The sequence below is a fragment of the Sulfurospirillum sp. E15m genome, from assembly GCF_059415145.1.
Genome location: NZ_JCAHZS010000009.1, coordinates 16,482 through 38,239, shown reverse-complemented (window position 1 = coordinate 38,239; position 21,758 = coordinate 16,482). Strand labels below are relative to the sequence as shown.

Genomic DNA, 21,758 nt, shown 5'->3' with positions numbered 1-21,758 from the left:
ACATTATCATCAACCACACAAACAGATATTTCATGCAAATTTCTCCAAGATTGTATAGGAGGTATCGCGTTTTGCAGGAATCGAACCGATATCTTTGATGAGCTTAATCATCTCTTCTTGATTCATACGATTGGCCGCACCTGCTGCTTTAACTACATTTTCTTCCATCATCGTGCTTCCCAAATCATTCGCACCAAACAACAGTGCTAATTGACCGATGTAACTGCCTTGCGTCACCCAAGAACTTTGGATATTTTTAAAATTATCCAGATAAAGACGACTCACGGCTAAGAGTCTTAAATAGCGATTGGAAGACTGCTTTTTAATCTCGGGATGCTCTTCTTTGAGTTTGGTATGCTCGCTTTGAAAACTCCACATAATAAACGCTCGAAAACCTTCAGTTTCATCTTGTAACGCTCTGATTTTCTCCCAATGCTCAATAATTTCTTCATCGCTTTCTAGCGTTCCAAACATCATTGTAGCCGTTGATTTCATGCCGATTTGATGTGCAGCCCTATGAACGGCAAGCCACTCTTCGCTCCCTAATTTCTTAGGCGCGATAATATCGCGTACTCTATCGCTAAGTATCTCAGCTCCCGCACCAGGAATGCTGTATAAGCCTTTTTTTTGAAGGCGATGCACAACCTCTTTATAACTAATCTTAGATATTTTAGCGATATAATCAATTTCAATGGCAGAGAAACCATGAATCGTAATGCTAGGATAGTTGGTACTAATCCACTCAACCAAATCCTCATACCACTCAATTTTAAGCTTAGGATGAACGCCACCTTGAAAAAGGATTTGCGTTCCGCCAATCTCTATGAGTTCTTCTATCTTTTTACCAATCTCTTCAAAAGAGAGCACATACGCTTCACCCTCTTTGGCATGACGGTAAAAAGCACAAAATTTACAATCGACCCAGCAGACATTGGTGTAGTTAATATTGCGATCAACAACAAAGGTTGTTATATTGTTAGGATGAAGCTCCATCTTGCGCTGCATCGCCATTTGACCTAATGTGTTTAGGTCTTCCTCGCGGATTAATCGTAACGCTTCTTCATTACTCATTCGTTTCATGTAAACCCTTTTTTACAAACAAAACACTCACAATACTTGCAAGTGGGACAACACTGAGTCCTATAAAAAAAGCCACCGCATCAAGTTGATCGTGGCGAATCAAAAATAAAACAGCTACAAACAACACGCCATATGCGACGATACGATACAGCGAAAGTGCACTTTTATAGCTTAAGGCAAGATTTTGAAAACTCTGTTTAAAGCCTATTTTAGATGGTTTAATCTCTTGTTTTGCTTCTTCGTCTTTTGTTTCATCCTCGGTATAAAATTGCTCATACTTATCATCTGGAATCAACCCAGCGTCCACTCTTCTTTCAACAAATCGTTGGTATGAGCGAAAAGACGCAAGTGTAATTAATAAAGAACACACAAATGCCACTTGTGTATTTAAAAGCCAGTCTCCACCTTGCATCCATGCAAAGACTAAAACAAGCACATCGCCCAAAATATACAATGAAAATAGCTTACTTGTCGTCGTCTTCATCATCATCTTTGGGTTGTTGGTATTTTTTATACCTGACATCGTCTTTGAGTTCATCTAAAGATTCTACATTTTTTTTGTACGCTTTATAGACATTTAAAATGGCTCCGCCGACACCCCAAAAAACGCCTACCCACAATAACCAAGGTGTATGAAACCAGTTACTCATTAACATACCAATTCCAATACCGATTAAAACAGCGACCACAATAGAAATACCTAATGAGAGCTGTTCAGCTCCTTCGACGAATTTACCGTATTTTGGTTTTTCTTTTTCGCTCATGCTATCTCTTCAAATACTTTGATGGCCGCTTCAATTGTCTCTTCAATCATCGCATCACTCATCGCATCGCAAATAAAACCTGTTTCAAATTGAGAACACGCAAAATAGAACCCTTCGTTCAACATTCCTTGATGAAATGCGGCAAAACATTGTGTGTTGCTTTTGAGAGCATCGTCAAAATTTTTAACGGGTTTTTCGTTAAAAAAGAATCCAAACATTGAGCCAATCGCACCGACTTGCAGGCTAATGCCTGAAAGTGCCGCAGCGTCTTTTAAACCTTCAACCAATCGTTTTGCTTTTTTTTCTAAACGGGCGTATAACGCTTCATCTTCAATAATTTGCTCTAGCGAAGCTAAACCTGCCGCCATTGCTACAGGATTGCCACTTAAAGTTCCTGCTTGATAAACAGGACCATCGGGAGAGAGTTTGTCCATAATTTCAGCGCGTCCACCAAAAGCACCCACAGGCATACCGCCACCGATGACTTTTCCAAACGTTACTAAATCGGGTTTGGTAGTATAAACACCTTGTGCACCTTGAAGCGATGCTCTAAAACCGCTCATGACTTCATCGAAAATAAGCAATGCACCGTGCTTATCACACAATGCACGTAGCTCATCTAAAAATGCCGCGTCCGCAGGAACAAAACCCATGTTTCCAGCGATAGGTTCGATAATAATACACGCAATATTCTTAGAATTTTTAAAACACTCTTTGACACTTTTAATATCATTGTATTTTGCCAACAACGTATGTTTCGTTAAATCAGCAGGAACGCCAGGAGAGCTCGGTGTTCCAAAAGTAACGGCGCCACTGCCTGCTTGGACGAGTAAAGAGTCACTGTGACCATGATAACACCCTTCAAATTTGACAATATCATCTTTACATGTAAAACCGCGCGCAAGTCTGATAGCACTCATCACCGCTTCGGTTCCACTGCTCACAAAACGTATTTTGTCCATATCAGGGAAGAGTGAACAAATTAAAGAAGCTAGTTTGGTCTCAGCTTTTGTGGGTGCTCCAAAGCTGAGTCCTTTTTTGACCGCTTTTATGACTGCTTTTTCAATGGTTTTATCAGCATGACCGAAAATCAACGGTCCCCAACTTTGTACATAATCCACATAACGGTTATTGTCAATATCAATCAGATGTGCACCTTCACCTCTTTTGATAAAAAGGGGTGTGCCACCGACACTTTTAAATGCTCTTACAGGAGAGTCCACACCACCAGGGATGACATGTCTTGCTTTTTCATACGCTTTAATACTTTTGTCGCAGTGCATCTTCCATTTCCTCGAAATTATTTTTTAAAATTTTACTCAAAACAAGCTACTTTTTTACTTCACTTGAAACATAATAATACAAACTATCAATCTCTTGCCATGTTAAAAAGTAGGTTGGCATAACTCTATGTTGGGAGGTAAGAGCTTGAAAAAAACGCTCCTTAGGTACATTGGTAATGTTGGGTGCCGTGAGTGAAACATGCTTGTTTTTTTGAATGTACTGAGCAATCACTGAACCTTCGCCTTTTTCGCCATGGCACTTATTACAGCCTATTCCTCTGGGGTTAGAATAGAGCATTTTTGCATACTCCATTTTCGTAATAAAATCCTCACTCAATGCTTGTACAGCCATTAAACTTGCTACAACACACCCTATTAGCAGACGTCTCATCAAAAACGCTTTATCCTCTCTTTAATAGTAAGTTTGATATAGTACCAAAAATGAACTAAAAGGATGTTTTGATGCAAATCCTCGATGGAAAAGCACTCTCAAATCAAATCAAAATTGAACTCAAAAAAGAAAGTGACGCACTGAATGAGAAAGGAATTACCCCCGGTCTTGCAGTTATTTTAGTCGGCGATGACGCGGCGAGTCAAACCTACGTTAAGATGAAAGAAAAAGCGTGTGATATGACGGGAATTTACTCCATTATTCACAAAATGCCCTCTTCGATTTCTCAAGAGAAAATTTTAGAAACGATTGCTATGATTAACAACAATCCCAATATTGATGGTGTTTTAGTCCAACTTCCACTTCCTAAACACATCGATACCACAAAAATTATTGAGGCAATCGACCCTAAAAAAGACGTCGATGGTTTTCATCCTTTTAATGTGGGACGTTTAGTTGCAGGGCTTGAGAGTTTTGTTCCTTGTACACCTTTAGGGGTCATGCGCCTTCTTCAGGCTTATCATGTTGACCCAAAAGGCTTAGACGCTTGCGTGGTAGGGGCAAGTAATATTGTGGGAAAACCGATGATGAATCTTCTCTTAAATGCAGGAGCAACGGTTGATATTTGTCACATCTTTACCAAAGACTTAAAAGCGCATACACAAAAAGCCGACCTTGTTATCGTCGGTGTTGGCAAGCAAAACCTTATCACAGCAGATATGGTCAAAGAAGGAGCCATTGTCATTGACATCGGTATCAATAAAACCGAAGACGGGCGCATTGTCGGTGATGTCGATTATGACAATGTTGCACCAAAATGCAGTTACATCACGCCCGTTCCCGGAGGCGTTGGTCCTATGACGATTGCTATGCTACTTGAAAACACTATCAAAGCGGCTCAAAATCGCTAAGGTATATGAGGATTAGAATGAAAAATACACTTAACCGCTTTTACCATTTTTCCAACAGTTGGACAGGAACGATTATCATCGTTTTATTCGTCATTTTTTTTGTGGCTCAAGCTTTTGTGATTCCTAGTGGTTCGATGAAGCGAACCTTACTCATTGGCGATCATCTTTTTGTCAAAAAATTTTCTTATGGTATTCCAACACCCCACCTTCCTTGGCTTGAAATTCCAGTTTTGCCCGATTTTAAAGGCAACGGACACTTAATTTCTGCAGAAGGTCCAAAACGAGGTGATATCGTTGTTTTCCGTTACCCCAATGACATTAAAGTCCATTATGTCAAACGTTGTGTGGCCACAGAAGGTGATGAAATTTTATTTCAAGAAAAAAACCTCTATATCCACTTTGCTGAAGGGGATGATTACATCAAAGCCAACTACCCTACGGAAAAAATTAAAACGATTGCAGGAAAATTATGGGTCAATAACCCTTATATGGAAAAATTTCATGGTATTCAGTATGACAATGCCATCGACCTTTTTCAACAAATGGTCTTGCATCTCTCCGCCAATCAATTAGCTATGAAACCAGCCCTGGTAGAAGAGTTGCCTAAAATTTCTGGGTACAGTTTCAACGCTTTTTATACGAAAGTCGAAAAAGATCATTACTTTATGATGGGCGACAATCGCGACCACTCAAACGATAGTCGTTTTTGGGGCAGTGTACCCTACAGTCTCATCGTTGGCAAACCTTGGTTTATCTATTTTTCATGGGACGATGATTATAAAATCAGATGGAATCGCATCGGACGTTTTGTCGATTCCATGCAATACGATCAGAGCTTTTTCTAATGGATGCTGTTCATATCATCCAAATCACTGCTACTATTTTAGCATTGATGATTGCGATTATTGGGCATGAGATTATGCACGGTTATGTGGCATATCGTTATGGTGATGACACCGCAAAACATCAAGGACGTCTGAGTATTAATCCTTTAGTGCATGTTGATATAGTGGGGACAATTGTTGTTCCTGCCGTGCTTTTTTTCAGCGGCGCTCCTTTTATGTTTGGTTGGGCGAAACCCGTGCCTATTTATATTCCAACCGTGATTCGAAACGGCGGTTATAAAGCCGCTATTCATGTTTCACTGGCAGGGATTGCTTACAATTTTACGCTTGCGCTTATTTGTGCTATTCTCTTAAGCTTTTTACCGGATCTTCGTGAAGCCAATAGCTTTATCGAAGTCTTTATTATCTTTTTTTTGATTCAATCGCTTATCTACAATGTTGTCTTGGGTGTCTTTAATCTATACCCCATTCCACCGTTAGATGGCTCACATGCCCTAACGTATCTTGCTATTATCTTTCGATGGACGACTATTGTTCGCTTATATGAATCGGCAGAGCGTTATGGCATGATTATTTTGATTATTTTTATTGCAACACCATTGTCACATTACGTTTTCTTACCGATTCGCTACATTATCAGCCTCCTCTACTAAATCTTCACATTCAAACCTTACGTGCACGAAACAGCGCTGCCGTAAGGTCAGTTTTAATAATCCTTGTGCTATAATCAACTCTATTACGTTACTAAAGGACATTCTTGAAGTTTTTTATTGCAACCGATCATGCAGGTATAGCCATCAAACCTGATGTCATTGCTATGCTGAAAAACCTTGGACATGAAGTCATTGATTTGGGACCCCAAAGCGATGCACGTGTGGATTATCCTGATTATGCTCACGCACTTTGCAATGAAGTCATCAATAACCCTCATACACAAGGTATTTTAATCTGCGGTTCTGGAATCGGCATGAGTTTAGCGGCTAATAAACACATAGGAATTCGTGCAGCACTATGCCATGACGCCTACACGGCACAAATGGCACGCGCACACAACGATGCAAATGTCTTGTGTTTTGGTCAGCGAATCGTTGGACTTGGTGTCATTGAGTCTATGATAGACGCATGGTGTAAAACCTCATTTGAGGGTGGCAGACATGCCCTGCGTGTTGAAAAAATAGAGTTATAACATGGTACTTGAATGGGTCATAACAACGGTACTTTTTTCCGCATGTCTTTATTTATTGATTATGGTGTTTTATTTTAAAACATTGCTCCGTAAAGAGAAGCGTAGTAATATTGTTGTCAAACAAACGCTTAATGATGCTGAAGTGGTTATTCGCAAGTATCAAGTGCAATTACAACGCTCTTTAGGCAATATCGATATTTTAAGCGATGAACTCAAAAAAGTGAAAAATGACCTCAAATCATTACGTACACGAAACAGCCAATACCGTATGGAAGGCGATAAGCTCCGCCAACACATTAAAGAACTTGAAGGAAAGATCGAGGCACTTTTATAATGGCATTTTCATTGGCTTTGATTTTTCTTTCCACTTTTTCTCAATTAAAATTTCTAAATAAAGGCTATTGATGAATCTTTTAAGTGAAACCGATAAGGCGTATCTTCTTAACTCTATTCGCGAAATTGAAGACTTCCCCAAACCAGGTATAAAATTTAAAGATATTACAACCCTTCTCAATGATGAAAAAGCTTTCAATCTCCTACTTGACCATCTTGTTGAACGTTATAAAGAGACGCAAATTGATTATATTGCAGGTATTGAAAGTCGTGGATTTATTTTTGGTGCAGCACTTGCGGCGCGTCTTCGCACACGTTTTGTTCCTATTCGAAAACCTGGCAAACTCCCTTACACAACCATTAGTGAAAAATACTCTTTGGAATATGGTGTCGATGAAGTCTGCATTCATATTGATGCATTCTCCACAACCAATACCCAAAAACCAAAAGTGCTCTTAATTGACGATCTTATCGCAACAGGCGGTACAGCGACTGCGGCGGTAAAACTCATTAATAAAGCAGGTGCGCAGTGTATTGAGGCCTGTTTTGTCATTAATCTAACATTTTTGCAAGGTGACCTTGACATTAAGAAAAACACTTCTGTTTATTCTGTTTTAGAGGTGTTTTAATGTATATCCCTAGAGCTTCAAAATTTGACCCTGATACCAACGGACACTTTGGAATTTTTGGCGGACGCTATGTCCCTGAAACCCTTATGCCAATTCTTTTAGAATTGGAAAAAGAGTACCAAACACTGCGTTTTAATGAAAATTTTTGGACAGAGGTCAATCACTACCTAAATGAGTATGTAGGTCGCCCATCATCGTTGTATTTTGCAAAAAACATCTCACATGAATTAGGGGCTAAAGTTTATCTCAAACGTGAAGACTTAAACCATACCGGTGCTCATAAAATCAATAACACCATTGCCCAAGGCTTAATCGCTAAAAAAATGGGTAAGAAACGTGTGATTGCTGAAACGGGCGCTGGACAACATGGTGTTGCAACAGCAACTGTCGCAGCACTTTTAGGACTTGAATGTGAAGTTTTTATGGGCGAGAAAGATGTTGAAAGACAAGAACTCAACGTATTTCGCATGAAACTTTTGGGCGCAAAAGTCCACAGCGTTAAAAGTGGTAGTAAAACATTAAAAGATGCCATGAATGAGGCTATTCGCTATTGGGTAACGCATGCACGAGACACTTTTTACATCATAGGAACCGTGGCAGGTCCTCACCCTTACCCGATGATGGTACGTGATTTTCAAGCCATCATTGGTTACGAAGCCAAAGCACAAATTTTAGTAAGAGAAAAAAAACTGCCAGATATGGTCTTAGCATGCATTGGCGGCGGCAGTAATGCCATGGGTATTTTTAGTCAATTCCTAGGAGAAGAAGGGGTCACGTGCGTGGGCATTGAAGCTGGTGGTCTGGGCATTGATACCGATAAACATGGGTGCAGTCTTGCCAAAGGAAGTCCGGGTGTTTTACATGGACAAATGAGCTATTTACTTCAAGATGATGATGGACAAATTTTAGAAGCACACTCTATTTCTGCCGGATTAGATTACCCAGGCATTGGACCAGAACATGCTCATTTAAAAGAGTTGGGTGCTGCGATTTATGACAATATTACTGACAAAGAGGCATTAGATGCTTTTGTATGGTTGAGTCGTAAAGAAGGCATTATCCCTGCTTTTGAAAGTGCTCATGCGGTTGCTTATCTTAAAAAAGTTCCAAAAGAAGAGATCAAAAACAAGGTTATCATAGTCAATCTATCCGGTCGCGGCGATAAAGATATGGTTCAAGCTAAATCCATTCTTGATATAAAGTAGGTACCCTATGGAAGCCCAACTAATTGAATGGATGAAAGAGTTTGGATACGTTATTCTTTTTATCTGGAGTATGCTAGAGGGAGAAAGTGGTCTGATTATGGCCGGTCTTTTCTCGCATACGGGAGATATGAATATATTTATTTCCATTTTTGTGGCTGGACTTGGTGGATTTGCAGGGGATCAAGTCTATTTTTATATTGGACGCTTTAATAAACGCTATGTTTACCGTAAACTTCGCGGACAACGCCGTAAACTTGCCCTTGCACATCTTTTGCTTAAGAAATATGGCTGGCCTATTATTTTTGCACAGCGCTATATGTATGGTTTACGTACGATTATTCCTATTTCTATCGGTTTAACACGTTATGATGCAAAGACATTTGCACTCATCAATCTTTTCTCTGCATGGTGTTGGGCTACGGTTACCATTTTCCCCGCATGGTTTTTTGGTGATGAAATCCTCATCGTTTTACATTGGGCAAAAACCCATTGGTATTTTGCTATTCCTTTAGCATTAAGCATTGGAGGAAGCATCTATTATTATTTTCACAAAGTTGCTGATAAGACATTTAAGGAAAAATATGAAAATTGAAATACTCAATCAAAAACTTTTTGACACATCTGCTGATGCAAAAATCGTTTTTGTTATTAACAAAAATTTAGATCACGTATGGGTTCATGATAAAGCAAGTTTAGAGCTTTTAGGGTTTAAAGCGGAAAATGAAGAATCTCTTTTTATTCCTGAAAGTAAAACACTCTATGTTGGATGTGACTCTTTAGAGAGTGAAGATATCCGACTAGGTGCATGCAAAGCGTATGAAGCTTTGAAGAAAACAACCGTTAGAAGTGTTGCGATTGGTACTTATTCTAATGATTGCCCTGGTATTAATATCAAAGCGCTTGCCGAAGGATTTACGCTAGGAAGCTACACGTTTGATCTTTATAAAACGAAAAAAGAGCCATCCAAACTTGAGACAATTTATATTTGCCTTGAAGACTATGCACGTGTAGACCTTTCTGTAGAGACAGCCACAAAAGCGGTTAAAGTGGGTCAAATCATCGCAGAATCGACCAATTTTGCAAAAGAGATAGTCAATACCATTCCAAATGATATGACACCGATTGCATTAGCCAATATTGCACAAACATTAACCTCTATTCCTAACGTTACATGTAAAATTATGGATGAAACATTTTTAAAAGAACAAGGCATGAATGCGTTCCTTGCAGTTAATCGTGCCAGTGTACATCCTCCACGCCTTATTCATTTAAGCTATACTCCTTCTAATCCGAAAAAACGTTTTGTCTATGTCGGGAAAGGCTTAACATATGATAGCGGTGGACTTAGCCTTAAACCAAGCGAACATATGGTGACCATGAAAGCCGATAAAAGTGGTGGCGCAGCTGTCATGTCGATTTTAAAAGGTGCGGCTGAGATGGAATTGCCTTATGAAATCCATGCCATCATTGGTGCAACGGAAAATATGATTGGTGGAAATGCGTATAAACCCGATGATGTTTTAATTGCAAAAAATGGTAAAACAATTGAAGTACGCAATACCGATGCGGAAGGACGTCTTGTCCTTGCAGATTGTCTGTGCTATGCTCAAGAATTAAAACCTGACTTACTGGTTGATATGGCAACATTAACAGGCGCGTGCGTTGTAGCCCTTGGCGAATACACGACAGGTATTATGGGACACAATAGTGAACTCAAACACTCTATGCGTAAAGCGGCTGATAAAAGCGGTGAATTAAGCGGCGTCTTACCATTTAATAAATACCTCAAAAAACTGCTTAAAAGTAACGTCGCTGATATGTCAAATATCAGCTCAAGTCGTTACGGTGGCGCTATTACTGCTGGACTTTTCTTGGACAATTTTATTGAAGAAGAGCACAAAGATAAATGGCTCCATCTCGATATTGCAGGACCTGCGTATCTTGAAAAAGCATGGGGATATAACCAAGCAGGCGCAACTGGTGCAGGGGTTAGAATGAATCTATATTGGTTAATAGAAGAAAATAAAAAATAATCGGAGCCCTATGTCGCCCAAAGTTGTCTTGATCGGTGCCTCCACAGGAGGTCCCGGTCACCTCAAAAAAATATTATCTTCTATTACGCCCTCTTTTAACAGCGCTATTGTGATTGCCCAGCATATGAATAGCACCTTTATTCCTAGCTTTATTAACCAATTTCAAACGGAACTTTTACTCCCTGTTCATGCGTTAGATACAAAAATGACCTTGGAAAAAGGGCACATTTATATCTGTCCTCAACACTGTCAAATCAAAAATGAACACCGTACATTAAGAGCAGAACCGACAGAACAAGGTCAAACACCTTACAATCCTAGCATCGATACGCTGTTTTGTTCCGCACTGGAGTGTTTAGGAAACATGGATGTTTTAGCTGTTTTACTGACAGGTATTGGACATGATGGAGCCTATGGACTCAGTGAATTACAAAAAAATGGTGCTACATGCATTGCAGAAAGTGAAAAAAGTGCCATAGTTTATGGAATGCCTAAACGTGCCGTGGAAATTAATCCACATATAACCTCGATGCCTCTTGATGAAATTGTGTGTGCCATTCAAAAATTTGGAGAATCCTAATGTTGTTTTGGAAAAAGAAAAAAGAAACTCCTCTTGCAACAACGCAGAGCATCAAACAACCTGAAGAGTTCAATACCTTTGGACTCACTGATGTTTTACACTATATTAAACGCGAAATTGGCGTGGACCTCTTTGCTAAGAACAGTGTCATCGAGACAAAATTGCGCCTTTTTTGTGAACGCAAAGAGATATACAGTTTTCGTAAACTCTTTGAATTGCTGCAACACGATAAAACATTGCGTCAAGATTTGATTGATTTAGTGACAGTCAATGAAACCTATTTTTACCGTGAAGAGTCGCAACTTGAATTAGCCATCAGTTTTGCGCTCGCCATCCCCAATGTCAAAATTTTATGTGCCCCTTGTGCTTCTGGTGAAGAAGTCTATTCGCTTTCGATGATGCTCCAAGAAAGACGTAGAGAGCCAAGAGAATTTAGCATTACAGGAATTGACATCAACTCAGAAGCGATTGATAAAGCACAAAAGGGTCTTTTTTCAGAACGTTCATTGCATAAACTCGAAGCAAGGCTCAAAGATAAATTTTTTACCCAAGAAGAGAGACATTACCGCGTAAAATCCTCTTTTTTTTCATCAGTGAATTTTAAGAAAGTCAATATTTTTGAGCATGACTTCCTTGCTTTAGGTACTTTTGATATCATCTTCTCGCGCAATATGCTCATCTATTTTGACGATGATTTTCGCCTGAAAACGATTGAACGCTTTGCATCACTTTTAAAACCTGAAGGCAAACTCTTTTTAGGACATGCCGACATTATTCCCGAAAATCGATTTTTCACAAAATTTACAGAAAATCGTCTCTCTTACTATGTAAAGAAATCCTAATCGATTTCTTTACATGTAAAAAATTATTTCACTAATGTACTGATTGCTTTAAAGGCTGGATGCTCTGCACTTTGCATCAATTCAAACAGTAAAGATTCAACGCTACTTAAACAAATACCCTCTTGGATGAAACGTGTTTTTGCAATTTCATAATCACTAATTTTTCGAGAAGATGTTGCATCAGCGCAGACGATTGTCTGAAACGATGCATCTAAACAATCAAGTGCCGTTTGTAACACACAAATATGCGTCTCAATTCCCGCTAAAATGACATTCTCAATACCTTGTTGTTTTAAAGCACTCATAATGGCTTCATTGCGACAGCAACTAAATGTCTTTTTTTCATATACGTGATGCTCGCCTAATATTTTACGAAGAGAAGGGATGGTTTCCCCCAGTCCTTTTGTATATTGTTGATTGCAAAAAATGGGAATGTGAAGCAGTTGTAAGCCTTGAAGAAGTGTTCCTAAGCGCTTTTCGAGTGTTGCATATTCATGCATATGGTAAAAAAGACGCTCTTGAACATCAACAAGAAGTAATGCCGTAGAACATGGGTTTAATCTCATGGTATTCTCCTTTTTGACTATCATAACCTAAGACCTCTTAAGTGAGCCTAGAGTATAATTCTTAATTAAAAAAAAGGAATTGTATGAAACCTTCAGCACTCATTCTTCCTGGCTATCAAGGCTCTGGTGAAACACATTGGCAAACATTATGGGAAAAAGAAAACCCCTCTTTTCTACGTGTCGAACAATGCGATTGGGAGCATCCTATCGCAGAAGAGTGGGTAGCGAAGCTTGAGGCTACCTTGCAAAGTTGCGAAAAACCTGTTGTTTTGGTTGCTCATAGTATTGCATGTCTTGTCGTTGCGCATTGGGCGGCACAACAGCATACACCTATCAAAGGCGCTCTCATCGTAGCACCGCCTAATCCTGAAGAGCCTATTTTCCCATCCATTGCAGAAGGATTTCACACAACGCCAATGGAGCGCTTTGATTTTCCTAGTATCTTACTTGCAAGTAGCAACGACCCTTATGCGTCGTTTGCTTATTCTCAAAGGCTCTCTCATGCTTGGGGAAGCAAACTGGTCGATATGGGTAAACTAGGACATATAAACACTGCTAGCGATTTGGGAGCATGGGAAGATGGTTACGTTTATGTTCAAAGTCTTTTGGCATTACCTTCCAAATAAGCACATCATATTTTTTTCAGTTTAATTAGATAAAATCCTAAAGATTTTTTTAATTTTCTTACAAAGGGTTAATGTGCACAAAAGTTCTTTTATGAGAAACACGGGCTTACAAATTCTCGTTGCAATGGTATTGGGCGCTATTGCTGGTGTGGTTATGGGTGAAAATGCCGTAATCTTCAAACCACTGGGTGATCTCTTTATTCATTTAATTAAAATGCTTGTTATTCCATTGGTTGCTTTTTCGATGATGTCAGGTGCCGCCAACTTAGGCGATAGCCCAACTGCAGGTAAAATGGGTGTTTACACGCTCCTCTTTTTTCTTCTAACCTCTGCTGCTGCGGTTGCAAGTGCGCTCTTTGCTGGCGCAGTTTTTGAACCAGGTGTTGGACTTGATCTTAGCAGTGTTAAACACATGTTTTCGAATGAATATGCCTCACAAGGAACACTTCCTGGTGCAGTCGAAACACTCTTGGGTATGGTTCCAACCAATATCTTCAAATCACTCAACGATGCCAATATTTTACAAGTTTTAGTCTTTTGTCTCTTTTTTGGTATCGCTCTCTCTAAACTTCCAACCACACGAAAAACGCCTTTAGTGTCTGGTTTGGAGAGCATTATTCAAGCATTAATCTGGATGGTTGAAGCTGTAATGAAACTCGCGCCATTAGGTGTTTTTGGTTTAATGGCTGATTCTATTGGAACATTTGGCTTTGACGCTTTGGTCCTTGTTATGAAGCTTTTCATTGTCTATGTCGGTACGATTTTATTCTTTGGTTTTGTTTTTTATCCACTGTGCATCAAATTTTTCTCAAAAATGCCTGTGATGAAATTTATCTCAGCCATGAAAAAACCTCAAACCGTAGCACTCACAACAGCTTCTTCTATGGCAACGTTACCTGTCAATATGGAAACATGTGAAGTGGACCTTAAAATTTCTAAAACAACGTGTTCGTTTGTCCTTCCATTAGGTGCTACCATCAATATGAGCGGTAATGCTATCTATTATGGATTGGTTGCGATTTTCTTTGCACAAATTTATGGCATGCATTTAGGTATCACAGAATACTTAGCGATTATTTTTACAGCAACACTCGGTGCTATTGGTCAAGCAGGTGTTCCTGGTCCTTCATTTCTTGTCGTTGCCGTTTTATTAGCGGCTGGAATTCCCATCGAGGGATTGCCTCTTTTATTTGCATTGGACCGTGTATTTGACATGATTCGAACAGCCCTTAACATCACAGGTGATGCTGTTTGTGCAGTCATTGTCGATGACATGAATCCTGAAAAAGCAAAAGACCAACTTCAAACAATAGCGTAAAGCCTCTTCTAACAAGCCTCTTTTGTGAGGCTTGTTAAAGAGAGTACTACACCCACGAGCAACATTGCCGAAGAGGTGATAAAACTCACACTAAAATCACCCGTTATATCAATCATCATGCCTGAAAGTAACGGCCCTACAATCTGCCCGATACCAAAGAAAAGTGTGACCAAACTTAAAATACGAGCGGTGTGTTCTACACCAAAAAGTTCAGAACTGAGTGTTGCCATAATGGAAGGAACAGCCCACGTCGAAAGTCCAAAAAGAGCTGCGGAAACAAACAACCACGACGCAGGTAGCGATGAAGCAATCAGTGCATGCGCACACGCTTGTAAAAAAAAGAGGATACCTAATGTTTTATAACGCCCTATTTTATCGCTTATCATTCCAAAGAGTGGTCCTGAAAAAAGGCTGGCAAATCCTAAAATTGACCAAAATGTTCCTGAAATCTCAGTACTGACACCCCATTTCCGTACAGCCGCTAAGACAAAAAAAGTCATATACATAATGGCGCTCATACCAAAAATACTAAATAATATTCCTGTTTTTACAAAAGGCCATGACGTAAAAATTTCTTTTAATTTCAGGCTATCATGATGCGTTGTTAAAGACGTATGAATAGGAAATAATGAGATAGTTCTATACGAAAAAAAACCGCTGATAATGATGAGTAATGCAAAAAAAATCCATCCAGTGCGCCATTCAGGGTACGCTAAATTTTCCAATTTTGGAACCACAAACCCACTCATAATTATTGCCAAACCAATGCCTACCACCACCAATCCCGTTGCTTTACCTTTAATGGAAACAGGAACGACTTGCGCAATGTACGTCATAATCGCGATATTGGCTAATGCGCCAAAGAAACCCGTTATTGCAAAAATAAGTGCGGCAAGAAGATAATGCGGAACAAGCGCCATGGCTATCATGCTAAACGCTTGAGTATACAGTGCCCTTGAGATAAGAATTGCTGCACCGTATTTTTTATACCACGAAGAGGTTACAAATAACCCAATAAAATACCCTACGAAGTTAGCACTACCAACAATGCCTGCCTCCGTAGCATTCATCAAAAGCTCGCCTTGCATGCTAGGAAGTATCATACCAAACGCAAAACGAGCCAATCCTAAACATGAAAAAACAACAAAAATTCCTGCGATGATAGGGCGAAGATGCGCTCTAACAGCCACAACTATTGCCCGTTTTTACCATCTCGATGGTATCATCTTGATTAGGTACTAAACATAAAAATTCGTAATCCTCATCCCCAATGACCTGATACGCATGCGCCACACCAGCGGGAATAAACAACACATCGTCTTTTTCAGCGATAAAACTCTCATCTCCCAAACGCACACGCGCTTTACCTGCCAAGACATATTGTTCGTGTTCAACAGTATTGGTATGAAGTGGCATATGACCGCCTTTTTGAATGACAAATTTACGCATCGCAAAGTTCGTTTCAACACTAGGTGCAATCAGCATTTGCATGCTCGCACCTTCGCCTGCTTGAAGGGGTGTACTAGGAATTTCTTTTAAAGAGCGTTTCATTTTAAATCCTTTACCTGTCAATAATAGTTTTAACGAATCTCAAATTTTAACTCTTCCAACCTTGCAATTCTATCTTCTGTTGAAGGATGTGTTGAAAAAAGTGAAGCAAATGAGATATTTTTACCCGAAAAGGGATTGATAATAAACATATGAGCACTCTCTGGCGTTGCATCGTGCATGGTACGTTGTGCATTGTAACTGGAAAGTTTGGCAAGAGCGCTTTGTAGCCATTCGGGATGTCGTGTGAGACGTGCAGAGCCTTCATCTGCCATATATTCGCGGTTACGGCTAATCGCCATTTGAATGACCGCCGCTGCGAGTGGTAAGATGATTGCCATGACAAGCATCAAAAGTGGATTGGGTCTGTTGTCTCTATCTCCTCCTCCAAACATCGCGCCAAATTGCATCATATTGGCAAGAACGCCAATCGCTCCTGCGATGGTTGCGGCAATGGTTCCTACTAAAATATCATAGTGCCTTACATGGCTTAATTCATGCCCTAAAACGGCTTCAACCTCATCATCATCTAATAACTGCAATAATCCTTCCGTCACAGCCACGGCGGCATTATCAGGATTGCGTCCTGTGGCAAATGCGTTGGGCGTGGACTCAGGGATGATATAAATCTTTGGCATCGGAAGATTGGCTTTTGCGCATAAGCGCTCGACAATCGTATATAAACCTCTAGCTTCTGCTTGTGAGACGGGCACAGCATTGTAGTGGCGAAGGACGAGTTGGTCAGAGTAAAAATAACTAAAAAAGTTCATTGCCCCTGCTAAAACAAACGCAATCACCATGCCTTGTTGCCCTCCCACTATACCACCAACCCACACAAATAAGAGTGTTAAAAGGGTCAATAAAACAACGGTTTTGACAACTTCCATTTTGTTTCTCCTTATCAAATATAGGATGATTATTGTAACAAAAAATGGTAAATAGTTTTTACATGTAAAAACCTTAGCAACCACGAAATAGCCTTGGCTGTGCTATAATGACGCCATCAAATTAAAGGACATGTGACGTGAAACTCCCATTGGGTTTTGGCAAAAAAGGGTACTTTACCCTCGCTTCTATTCAAGCATCCACAATAGAACACACGATTCAACGCCATCACACACGTCTATCGCATACGGTCCGTTTAAGCTGTGACACGCTTGAGGATGAGGCATTTGAAGACGACCCGCCTCCACTTCCTATTGCTCTTTTAGGAGCTGTCTCAACCTATCGTCCACGTCGATGCGTTTGTAGCCGACTGTTTGCTTCGCGCGCACATTCTGCCATAAAGCGTGCCAAAAAAAGACGCAAATGCAACTGTAATTGCCGCTATTTTAGCTTCCGCCGATCAGGCATCCATCCACCTCTTTTTCACTTTTACATGTAAAACAATTTAACACGATAAAGCTACAAACAAAGCTTTGTATTTAATTTAACAATGACAAAAAATGAAAAAGGACTTTATATTATGACACCAACGTATGTCACAGGATTTCCCCGCATTGGGGAAAAACGTGAACTCAAATTTGCTTTAGAGGCGTATTGGGCACACAAACTTCCTTTTAGCGAAGTGCAAAGTGTTGCCAAATCCCTCCGACAGAAACATTGGTTCTATCAAAAGAATAACCATATCAACTATATCGCTTGCAACGATTTTAGCTATTACGATGGAATGCTCGATACGGCAGTAATGTTAGGTGCTATTCCACCGCGCTTTAACGATATTTCGGATGCGACGGAGCGTTATTTTGCAATGGCACGGGGTGATAAAAACCACCAAGCAATGGAAATGACCAAATGGTTCAATACCAATTACCATTACATCGTTCCTGAGCTTTCCTCTTCGATGAGCTTTCATGTAGATATTACGAAAATCAAAAACGAATACCTTGAAGCCAAAGAGATTGGGATTATTCCTAAAATCAATCTCATTGGACCGCTCACTTTTTTAGCACTCTCTAATGCCGTTGATGGAAGCGACCTCTTTGTTCTGTTTGATGCCGTTTTGGAAGCCTATGTCACGATTCTTCGTGAACTAAGCACGCTCGATACGCATCTGGTTGTTCAATTTGACGAACCGCTTTTTGTGAAAACATTAGAGCCAAAATACCTCAGCCTCTTAAAAATTGCGTATGAGAAATTAGGTGTCAGCACAAGTAACATCAAGATAGCAGTCGTGACCTATTTTGACCATGCCAAAGAAGCCGTTGAGATACTCGGAAAATGTCCTATTTGGGCGATTGGACTTGATTTTGTTTATGGAGAAGAGAATCTTGATGCACTTTTACATGTAAACGATAAAATGCTGATTGCGGGTGTGATTGATGGGCGAAATGTATGGAAAAGCCATTCGGTAAAAACACTCTCTCTTTTAGCCCGTATCAGCGATGTCATCCCCAAAGAGCAGATCATTCTCTCTACATCGTGTTCGCTGTTGCATGTTCCTTACAGTACAGGATATGAAGAGAATCTTGACCCTTTGATACGAGAAAAACTGAGCTTTGCCTTGGAAAAACTAGGTGAATTAGACGCTCTTTCTCAGGTGTTTGACCATTCAACGTTTGTACACAATCCTTCCTCTTTGCAAAAAACCTCTACTTCCAAACGAACCGTGCCGCACTATTCTCGCTCTTCGTATAAAATCAGAGAAGCGTTGCAAAAAGAGGCTTTAAAACTGCCACTTTTTCCCACAACCACGATTGGCTCTTTCCCGCAAACAGCCGATATGCGCTCAATTCGTAGTGCTTATAAAAAAGGGGACATCTCCCAAACAGACTATGAGACAGCACTCAAAAAGCTCATTGCACAGTGCGTGGCGTTCCAAGAAGAGATAGGACTCGATGTCTTGGTACATGGCGAGTTTGAGCGTAACGATATGGTGGAATACTTTGGCGAACAATTGGAAGGATTTGCGTTTAGCAAAAATGGTTGGGTACAAAGCTATGGAAGCCGTTGCGTTAAACCGCCGCTTTTATACGGCAACGTACGACGTAAACAGCCAATGACGGTTGAATGGATTACCTATGCGCAAAGTTTGAGCGATAAACCGATGAAAGGGATGCTCACAGGTCCTGTCACTATTTTAAACTGGTCATTTGTACGCGATGACATTCCTAAAAATGAAGTAGCGTATGAAGTCGCCCAAGCGATAGCTGAAGAGGTTGATGATTTGCAGCGCAATGACATTCAAATCATCCAAGTCGATGAAGCTGCCTTTAAAGAAGGCTATCCTTTGCGTGCTGAAAAAGTAAAAGCCTATGAACAATGGGCCGTAGAGAGCTTTAGGGCTTCGGTAGGAACCGCATGGGACCACACCCAAATTCACACACATATGTGTTACAGCAACTTTAATGACATCATCGAGACCATTGAAAAGATGGACGCCGATGTCATCACCATCGAGACCTCGCGCAGTGGCAATAAACTGCTCAAAGTCTTCCAAAAAGCAAACTACAAAGCCCAAATTGGACCTGGTGTGTATGACATCCACTCGCCTCGTGTCCCAAGTGTTGAAGAGATGCAAGAACAGATACATGCTTTTTTACATGTACTGCCTAAAGAGCAACTTTGGATTAATCCTGATTGCGGTTTGAAAACCAGAGGTTGGGAAGAGACCAAAGCGGCGTTAGCCAATATGATAGAAGCGGTACACTCCGTCCGCTAAGCCTATGACCATGAGAGGCGCTTGCCTCTCATGGCTACTATGTTTAATGTTCAAACCACGCTTTTGTGTTGTTTGCAATACGCACAAGCATCAACATGACAGGAACTTCCACAAGGACACCCACGACGGTTGCTAATGTTGCGCCTGATTGCAAACCAAAAAGCGTAATGGCTACGGCAACAGAGAGTTCAAAAAAATTACTCGCCCCAATCATTCCAGCAGGTGCGGCAATTGCATGCGGCAGTTTCCATGCACGCGCCCATCCATACGCAATATAAAAGATAAAAAAAGTTTGAAGACTCAGCGGAATCGCAATTAAAATTACATGTAAAGGATTGTTGAGAATAATATCGCCTTGAAACGTAAAGATAATAATGAGTGTCAGCAAAAGCCCTAAGATAGTAGTGTTGTTAAATTTTTTGATAAAAACGTCTTCAAAGTATCTAAGCCCTTTGTGCTTGATAATATAACGACGTGAAAGATAACCGCTCAGCAAGGGAATGACCACAAATAAAACGACTGATAAAAACAACGTGTCATACGGCACAAAGACATTGCTGACTCCCAATAAAAACGCAACGATAGGTGTAAAAGCAATCAGCAAGATAAGATCATTCACCGCTACTTGAATCAACGTGTAAGCAGGGTCGCCTTTGGTCAGATGGCTCCAAACAAACACCATCGCCGTACAAGGAGCCGCTCCTAGTAAAATAGCACCCGCCAAGTATTCATTGGCAAGATGTTCAGGTAAAAAAGAAACAAAGAGCACTTTAAAAAAAAGCGCTGCAATCAGATACATCGTAAAAGGCTTAATCAGCCAATTGACCGTACACGTAATGCACAGCCCTTTAGGTTTTTTTCCAGCGTCTAAAATACTCGCAAAGTCGATTTTAAGCATCATTGGGTAGATCATCAGCCAAATGAGAATAGCAATTGGGATAGAGACGTGTGCATATTCAAATCGACTGAGCGTCTGAGGAATTATAGGAAGAAATTGACCGATAGCAACACCTATAATAATACATAAAATCACCCAAACCGTAAGATAGCGTTCAAAAAAGCCCATGCTAGAAGAAGGGCTTACCGATTCATTGCGCATCAGAACATCCTTTATATATCAAGATATATTGATTTAAGTTGCTTGTTCTTTGAACCAAACCTTGAATATTCATTAGCCTGTTCAAACCAACAACTCTCTCCAAAAGTTTCGTTGCATCAAACATTTATCTACGGTATATTATATCAATTTCATAGCATGCACATAGCAAAAAACAATCAAGCTAAAATAGCCACTTTCACATGAGAGAAAAGCTGTGTATGAAACGTATGAAGCAAAGAAAAAGACTACAACTTCTCAATATTTTGTAGTTTGATATACATCATCGCAGTCATTATGGCATCGTTGAGTGCATCATGCTTTCCAAAAATAGGCAAGTCGAGCTCTTTCATAATGACATCAAAACGCAAATCAATCACGCCATCAGGAATCATTTTAATCTTTTTATCGTGGTAAAGTCCAGAAACTTCAATCTGCGGATTGGGTAAATTGATGCCTAAAAGACGTTTGACGTAGCGATTGACCATGGCAACGTCAAATTCTAAGTAGTATCCGACCAAAGGACATGCGCCGATAAAATGCAAGAATGATTCAATTGCCGCATTGGCTTCCATGCCATTTTGTAAATCAATATTGCGGATTTTATGGATTTTAATGCTCGCTTCATTAATCTGTTTTGTGGGTTTCACAAAAAGCTCAAATTTTTGCGATGTGATGATTTTATTGCCTTTGATTTTCACCGCTCCGATAGAGAGAATTTCATCTTTTTTAGGATTTAGCCCTGTTGTTTCCGTATCGAAAACGACCACTTCATCGGGACAAGGCGCATCAAATAAAAAGCGGTACCGCTCATCTTTGAGTTTTTTAGCGTTGCGCGCTCTAAAAAATGAAGCAAACATC

Annotated in this window: 26 protein-coding genes; 15 read left to right on the top strand and 11 right to left on the bottom strand. The window is 40.1% G+C overall.

The features are described 5' to 3' along the window. Window positions 1-30: 30 nt before the first annotated feature. From AC5SLP_RS11810 to AC5SLP_RS11790, 5 genes are read right to left on the bottom strand one after another with little or no spacing between them, the layout of a single operon-like run. The gene (locus AC5SLP_RS11810; protein ID WP_495255360.1) at window positions 31-1,080 is read right to left on the bottom strand and encodes a dehypoxanthine futalosine cyclase; all 1,050 of its coding nucleotides are present in this window, start codon (window positions 1,078-1,080) and stop codon (window positions 31-33) included. Continuing rightward, on the bottom strand, window positions 1,064-1,564 hold the full coding sequence (locus tag AC5SLP_RS11805) for a hypothetical protein (protein ID WP_495255359.1): 501 nt from the start codon (window positions 1,562-1,564) through the stop codon (window positions 1,064-1,066). The genes AC5SLP_RS11810 and AC5SLP_RS11805 overlap by 17 nt, the downstream gene beginning before the upstream one ends. Then, entirely contained in the window at window positions 1,545-1,844 is a 300-nt protein-coding gene (locus AC5SLP_RS11800; protein WP_495255358.1) for an AtpZ/AtpI family protein, read from the bottom strand. Before AC5SLP_RS11800 ends, AC5SLP_RS11805 begins: the two co-directional genes overlap by 20 nt. Beyond that, window positions 1,841-3,127, bottom strand: coding sequence for a glutamate-1-semialdehyde 2,1-aminomutase (hemL, locus tag AC5SLP_RS11795; RefSeq protein ID WP_495255357.1), 1,287 nt, complete (start codon window positions 3,125-3,127; stop codon window positions 1,841-1,843). Before hemL ends, AC5SLP_RS11800 begins: the two co-directional genes overlap by 4 nt. Before the next feature lie 46 nt (window positions 3,128-3,173). Beyond that, on the bottom strand, window positions 3,174-3,518 hold the full coding sequence (locus AC5SLP_RS11790; protein ID WP_495255356.1) for a c-type cytochrome: 345 nt from the start codon (window positions 3,516-3,518) through the stop codon (window positions 3,174-3,176). 71 nt (window positions 3,519-3,589) lie between these two features. Between AC5SLP_RS11790 and folD the strand changes: the two genes are divergently transcribed. From folD to AC5SLP_RS11735, 11 genes are all read left to right on the top strand, one after another. Next, window positions 3,590-4,429: a bifunctional methylenetetrahydrofolate dehydrogenase/methenyltetrahydrofolate cyclohydrolase FolD gene (gene folD, locus AC5SLP_RS11785; protein WP_495255355.1), complete on the top strand. Its 840-nt coding sequence runs from the start codon at window positions 3,590-3,592 to the stop codon at window positions 4,427-4,429. A gap of 17 nt (window positions 4,430-4,446) precedes the next feature. Continuing rightward, window positions 4,447-5,274, top strand: coding sequence for a signal peptidase I (lepB, locus tag AC5SLP_RS11780; protein ID WP_495255354.1), 828 nt, complete (start codon window positions 4,447-4,449; stop codon window positions 5,272-5,274). Next, window positions 5,274-5,927 carry a site-2 protease family protein gene (locus AC5SLP_RS11775; RefSeq protein ID WP_495255353.1) on the top strand — a complete coding sequence of 218 codons (654 nt, stop codon included), beginning with the start codon at window positions 5,274-5,276 and terminating at the stop codon, window positions 5,925-5,927. Before lepB ends, AC5SLP_RS11775 begins: the two co-directional genes overlap by 1 nt. Window positions 5,928-6,031: 104 nt before the next feature. Beyond that, window positions 6,032-6,460 (top strand): ribose 5-phosphate isomerase B, encoded by a 429-nt coding sequence (gene rpiB / locus AC5SLP_RS11770; protein WP_495255352.1) that lies wholly within the window; start codon window positions 6,032-6,034, stop codon window positions 6,458-6,460. 1 nt (window position 6,461) lies between these two features. Continuing rightward, on the top strand, window positions 6,462-6,794 hold the full coding sequence (locus tag AC5SLP_RS11765; RefSeq protein ID WP_495255351.1) for a hypothetical protein: 333 nt from the start codon (window positions 6,462-6,464) through the stop codon (window positions 6,792-6,794). Window positions 6,795-6,864: 70 nt separating this feature from the next. Further along, on the top strand, window positions 6,865-7,422 hold the full coding sequence (locus AC5SLP_RS11760) for an adenine phosphoribosyltransferase (protein ID WP_495255350.1): 558 nt from the start codon (window positions 6,865-6,867) through the stop codon (window positions 7,420-7,422). Continuing rightward, complete coding sequence (gene trpB / locus AC5SLP_RS11755; RefSeq protein WP_495255349.1) at window positions 7,422-8,627, top strand: tryptophan synthase subunit beta; 1,206 nt, start codon at window positions 7,422-7,424, stop codon at window positions 8,625-8,627. Before AC5SLP_RS11760 ends, trpB begins: the two co-directional genes overlap by 1 nt. Window positions 8,628-8,634: 7 nt before the next feature. Beyond that, window positions 8,635-9,219: a DedA family protein gene (locus tag AC5SLP_RS11750; protein WP_495255348.1), complete on the top strand. Its 585-nt coding sequence runs from the start codon at window positions 8,635-8,637 to the stop codon at window positions 9,217-9,219. Further along, window positions 9,209-10,660 carry a leucyl aminopeptidase gene (locus tag AC5SLP_RS11745; protein ID WP_495255347.1) on the top strand — a complete coding sequence of 484 codons (1,452 nt, stop codon included), beginning with the start codon at window positions 9,209-9,211 and terminating at the stop codon, window positions 10,658-10,660. The genes AC5SLP_RS11750 and AC5SLP_RS11745 overlap by 11 nt, the downstream gene beginning before the upstream one ends. 10 nt (window positions 10,661-10,670) lie before the next feature. Beyond that, the gene (locus AC5SLP_RS11740; protein WP_495255346.1) at window positions 10,671-11,240 is read left to right on the top strand and encodes a CheB methylesterase domain-containing protein; all 570 of its coding nucleotides are present in this window, start codon (window positions 10,671-10,673) and stop codon (window positions 11,238-11,240) included. Further along, a complete protein-coding gene (locus AC5SLP_RS11735) occupies window positions 11,240-12,082 on the top strand; it encodes a CheR family methyltransferase (protein WP_495255345.1) in 843 nt (280 codons plus the stop codon). Before AC5SLP_RS11740 ends, AC5SLP_RS11735 begins: the two co-directional genes overlap by 1 nt. A gap of 23 nt (window positions 12,083-12,105) precedes the next feature. On the opposite strand, the gene AC5SLP_RS11730 is transcribed toward AC5SLP_RS11735, so the two are convergent. Further along, a complete protein-coding gene (locus AC5SLP_RS11730; RefSeq protein ID WP_495255344.1) occupies window positions 12,106-12,648 on the bottom strand; it encodes an isochorismatase family protein in 543 nt (180 codons plus the stop codon). 83 nt (window positions 12,649-12,731) lie between these two features. Between AC5SLP_RS11730 and AC5SLP_RS11725 the strand changes: the two genes are divergently transcribed. Together AC5SLP_RS11725 and AC5SLP_RS11720 are read left to right on the top strand one after the other, a co-directional pair. Beyond that, window positions 12,732-13,274: an RBBP9/YdeN family alpha/beta hydrolase gene (locus tag AC5SLP_RS11725; RefSeq protein ID WP_495255343.1), complete on the top strand. Its 543-nt coding sequence runs from the start codon at window positions 12,732-12,734 to the stop codon at window positions 13,272-13,274. Window positions 13,275-13,365: 91 nt separating this feature from the next. Continuing rightward, entirely contained in the window at window positions 13,366-14,592 is a 1,227-nt protein-coding gene (locus AC5SLP_RS11720) for a dicarboxylate/amino acid:cation symporter (protein ID WP_495255342.1), read from the top strand. Between the two features lie 8 nt (window positions 14,593-14,600). Here AC5SLP_RS11720 and AC5SLP_RS11715 read toward each other — a convergent pair whose 3' ends face one another. Genes AC5SLP_RS11715 through htpX form a run of 3 tightly spaced genes read right to left on the bottom strand, consistent with a single transcriptional unit; the run spans window position 14,601 to window position 17,027 of the window. Continuing rightward, complete coding sequence (locus AC5SLP_RS11715) at window positions 14,601-15,782, bottom strand: YbfB/YjiJ family MFS transporter (protein WP_495255341.1); 1,182 nt, start codon at window positions 15,780-15,782, stop codon at window positions 14,601-14,603. After that, complete coding sequence (locus tag AC5SLP_RS11710) at window positions 15,772-16,143, bottom strand: cupin domain-containing protein (protein WP_495255340.1); 372 nt, start codon at window positions 16,141-16,143, stop codon at window positions 15,772-15,774. The genes AC5SLP_RS11715 and AC5SLP_RS11710 overlap by 11 nt, the downstream gene beginning before the upstream one ends. 29 nt (window positions 16,144-16,172) lie before the next feature. Further along, window positions 16,173-17,027, bottom strand: a complete 855-nt coding sequence (gene htpX / locus AC5SLP_RS11705; RefSeq protein WP_495255339.1) for a zinc metalloprotease HtpX — start codon at window positions 17,025-17,027, stop codon at window positions 16,173-16,175. 137 nt (window positions 17,028-17,164) lie between these two features. Between htpX and AC5SLP_RS11700 the strand changes: the two genes are divergently transcribed. Both AC5SLP_RS11700 and metE read left to right on the top strand, forming a co-directional pair. Next, window positions 17,165-17,524 carry a hypothetical protein gene (locus AC5SLP_RS11700; protein ID WP_495255338.1) on the top strand — a complete coding sequence of 120 codons (360 nt, stop codon included), beginning with the start codon at window positions 17,165-17,167 and terminating at the stop codon, window positions 17,522-17,524. Window positions 17,525-17,605: 81 nt separating this feature from the next. Then, window positions 17,606-19,801 (top strand): 5-methyltetrahydropteroyltriglutamate--homocysteine S-methyltransferase, encoded by a 2,196-nt coding sequence (metE, locus tag AC5SLP_RS11695; RefSeq protein WP_495255337.1) that lies wholly within the window; start codon window positions 17,606-17,608, stop codon window positions 19,799-19,801. Window positions 19,802-19,844: 43 nt separating this feature from the next. On the opposite strand, the gene arsB is transcribed toward metE, so the two are convergent. Together arsB and AC5SLP_RS11685 are read right to left on the bottom strand one after the other, a co-directional pair. After that, on the bottom strand, window positions 19,845-20,900 hold the full coding sequence (gene arsB, locus AC5SLP_RS11690) for an ACR3 family arsenite efflux transporter (protein ID WP_495255336.1): 1,056 nt from the start codon (window positions 20,898-20,900) through the stop codon (window positions 19,845-19,847). Window positions 20,901-21,145: 245 nt separating this feature from the next. Next, the gene (locus AC5SLP_RS11685; RefSeq protein ID WP_495255335.1) at window positions 21,146-21,757 is read right to left on the bottom strand and encodes a 3'-5' exonuclease; all 612 of its coding nucleotides are present in this window, start codon (window positions 21,755-21,757) and stop codon (window positions 21,146-21,148) included. Window position 21,758 lies beyond the last annotated feature (1 nt).

Bases quoted from the DNA above. Each gene is read 5' to 3' on its own strand.
- metE (WP_495255337.1), top strand. From the start codon at position 17,606: ATGACACCAACGTATGTCACAGGATTTCCCCGCATTGGGGAAAAACGT.
- AC5SLP_RS11740 (WP_495255346.1), top strand. From the start codon at position 10,671: ATGTCGCCCAAAGTTGTCTTGATCGGTGCCTCCACAGGAGGTCCCGGT.
- AC5SLP_RS11810 (WP_495255360.1), bottom strand. From the start codon at position 1,080: ATGAAACGAATGAGTAATGAAGAAGCGTTACGATTAATCCGCGAGGAA.
- AC5SLP_RS11775 (WP_495255353.1), top strand. From the start codon at position 5,274: ATGGATGCTGTTCATATCATCCAAATCACTGCTACTATTTTAGCATTG.
- AC5SLP_RS11745 (WP_495255347.1), top strand. From the start codon at position 9,209: ATGAAAATTGAAATACTCAATCAAAAACTTTTTGACACATCTGCTGAT.
- htpX (WP_495255339.1), bottom strand. From the start codon at position 17,027: ATGGAAGTTGTCAAAACCGTTGTTTTATTGACCCTTTTAACACTCTTA.
- trpB (WP_495255349.1), top strand. From the start codon at position 7,422: ATGTATATCCCTAGAGCTTCAAAATTTGACCCTGATACCAACGGACAC.
- arsB (WP_495255336.1), bottom strand. From the start codon at position 20,900: ATGCGCAATGAATCGGTAAGCCCTTCTTCTAGCATGGGCTTTTTTGAA.
- AC5SLP_RS11790 (WP_495255356.1), bottom strand. From the start codon at position 3,518: ATGAGACGTCTGCTAATAGGGTGTGTTGTAGCAAGTTTAATGGCTGTA.
- AC5SLP_RS11800 (WP_495255358.1), bottom strand. From the start codon at position 1,844: ATGAGCGAAAAAGAAAAACCAAAATACGGTAAATTCGTCGAAGGAGCT.
- AC5SLP_RS11760 (WP_495255350.1), top strand. From the start codon at position 6,865: ATGAATCTTTTAAGTGAAACCGATAAGGCGTATCTTCTTAACTCTATT.
- AC5SLP_RS11730 (WP_495255344.1), bottom strand. From the start codon at position 12,648: ATGAGATTAAACCCATGTTCTACGGCATTACTTCTTGTTGATGTTCAA.
- AC5SLP_RS11710 (WP_495255340.1), bottom strand. From the start codon at position 16,143: ATGAAACGCTCTTTAAAAGAAATTCCTAGTACACCCCTTCAAGCAGGC.
- AC5SLP_RS11805 (WP_495255359.1), bottom strand. From the start codon at position 1,564: ATGAAGACGACGACAAGTAAGCTATTTTCATTGTATATTTTGGGCGAT.
- AC5SLP_RS11685 (WP_495255335.1), bottom strand. From the start codon at position 21,757: ATGTTTGCTTCATTTTTTAGAGCGCGCAACGCTAAAAAACTCAAAGAT.
- AC5SLP_RS11720 (WP_495255342.1), top strand. From the start codon at position 13,366: ATGAGAAACACGGGCTTACAAATTCTCGTTGCAATGGTATTGGGCGCT.
- lepB (WP_495255354.1), top strand. From the start codon at position 4,447: ATGAAAAATACACTTAACCGCTTTTACCATTTTTCCAACAGTTGGACA.
- AC5SLP_RS11735 (WP_495255345.1), top strand. From the start codon at position 11,240: ATGTTGTTTTGGAAAAAGAAAAAAGAAACTCCTCTTGCAACAACGCAG.
- AC5SLP_RS11750 (WP_495255348.1), top strand. From the start codon at position 8,635: ATGGAAGCCCAACTAATTGAATGGATGAAAGAGTTTGGATACGTTATT.
- folD (WP_495255355.1), top strand. From the start codon at position 3,590: ATGCAAATCCTCGATGGAAAAGCACTCTCAAATCAAATCAAAATTGAA.
- hemL (WP_495255357.1), bottom strand. From the start codon at position 3,127: ATGCACTGCGACAAAAGTATTAAAGCGTATGAAAAAGCAAGACATGTC.
- AC5SLP_RS11725 (WP_495255343.1), top strand. From the start codon at position 12,732: ATGAAACCTTCAGCACTCATTCTTCCTGGCTATCAAGGCTCTGGTGAA.
- AC5SLP_RS11765 (WP_495255351.1), top strand. From the start codon at position 6,462: ATGGTACTTGAATGGGTCATAACAACGGTACTTTTTTCCGCATGTCTT.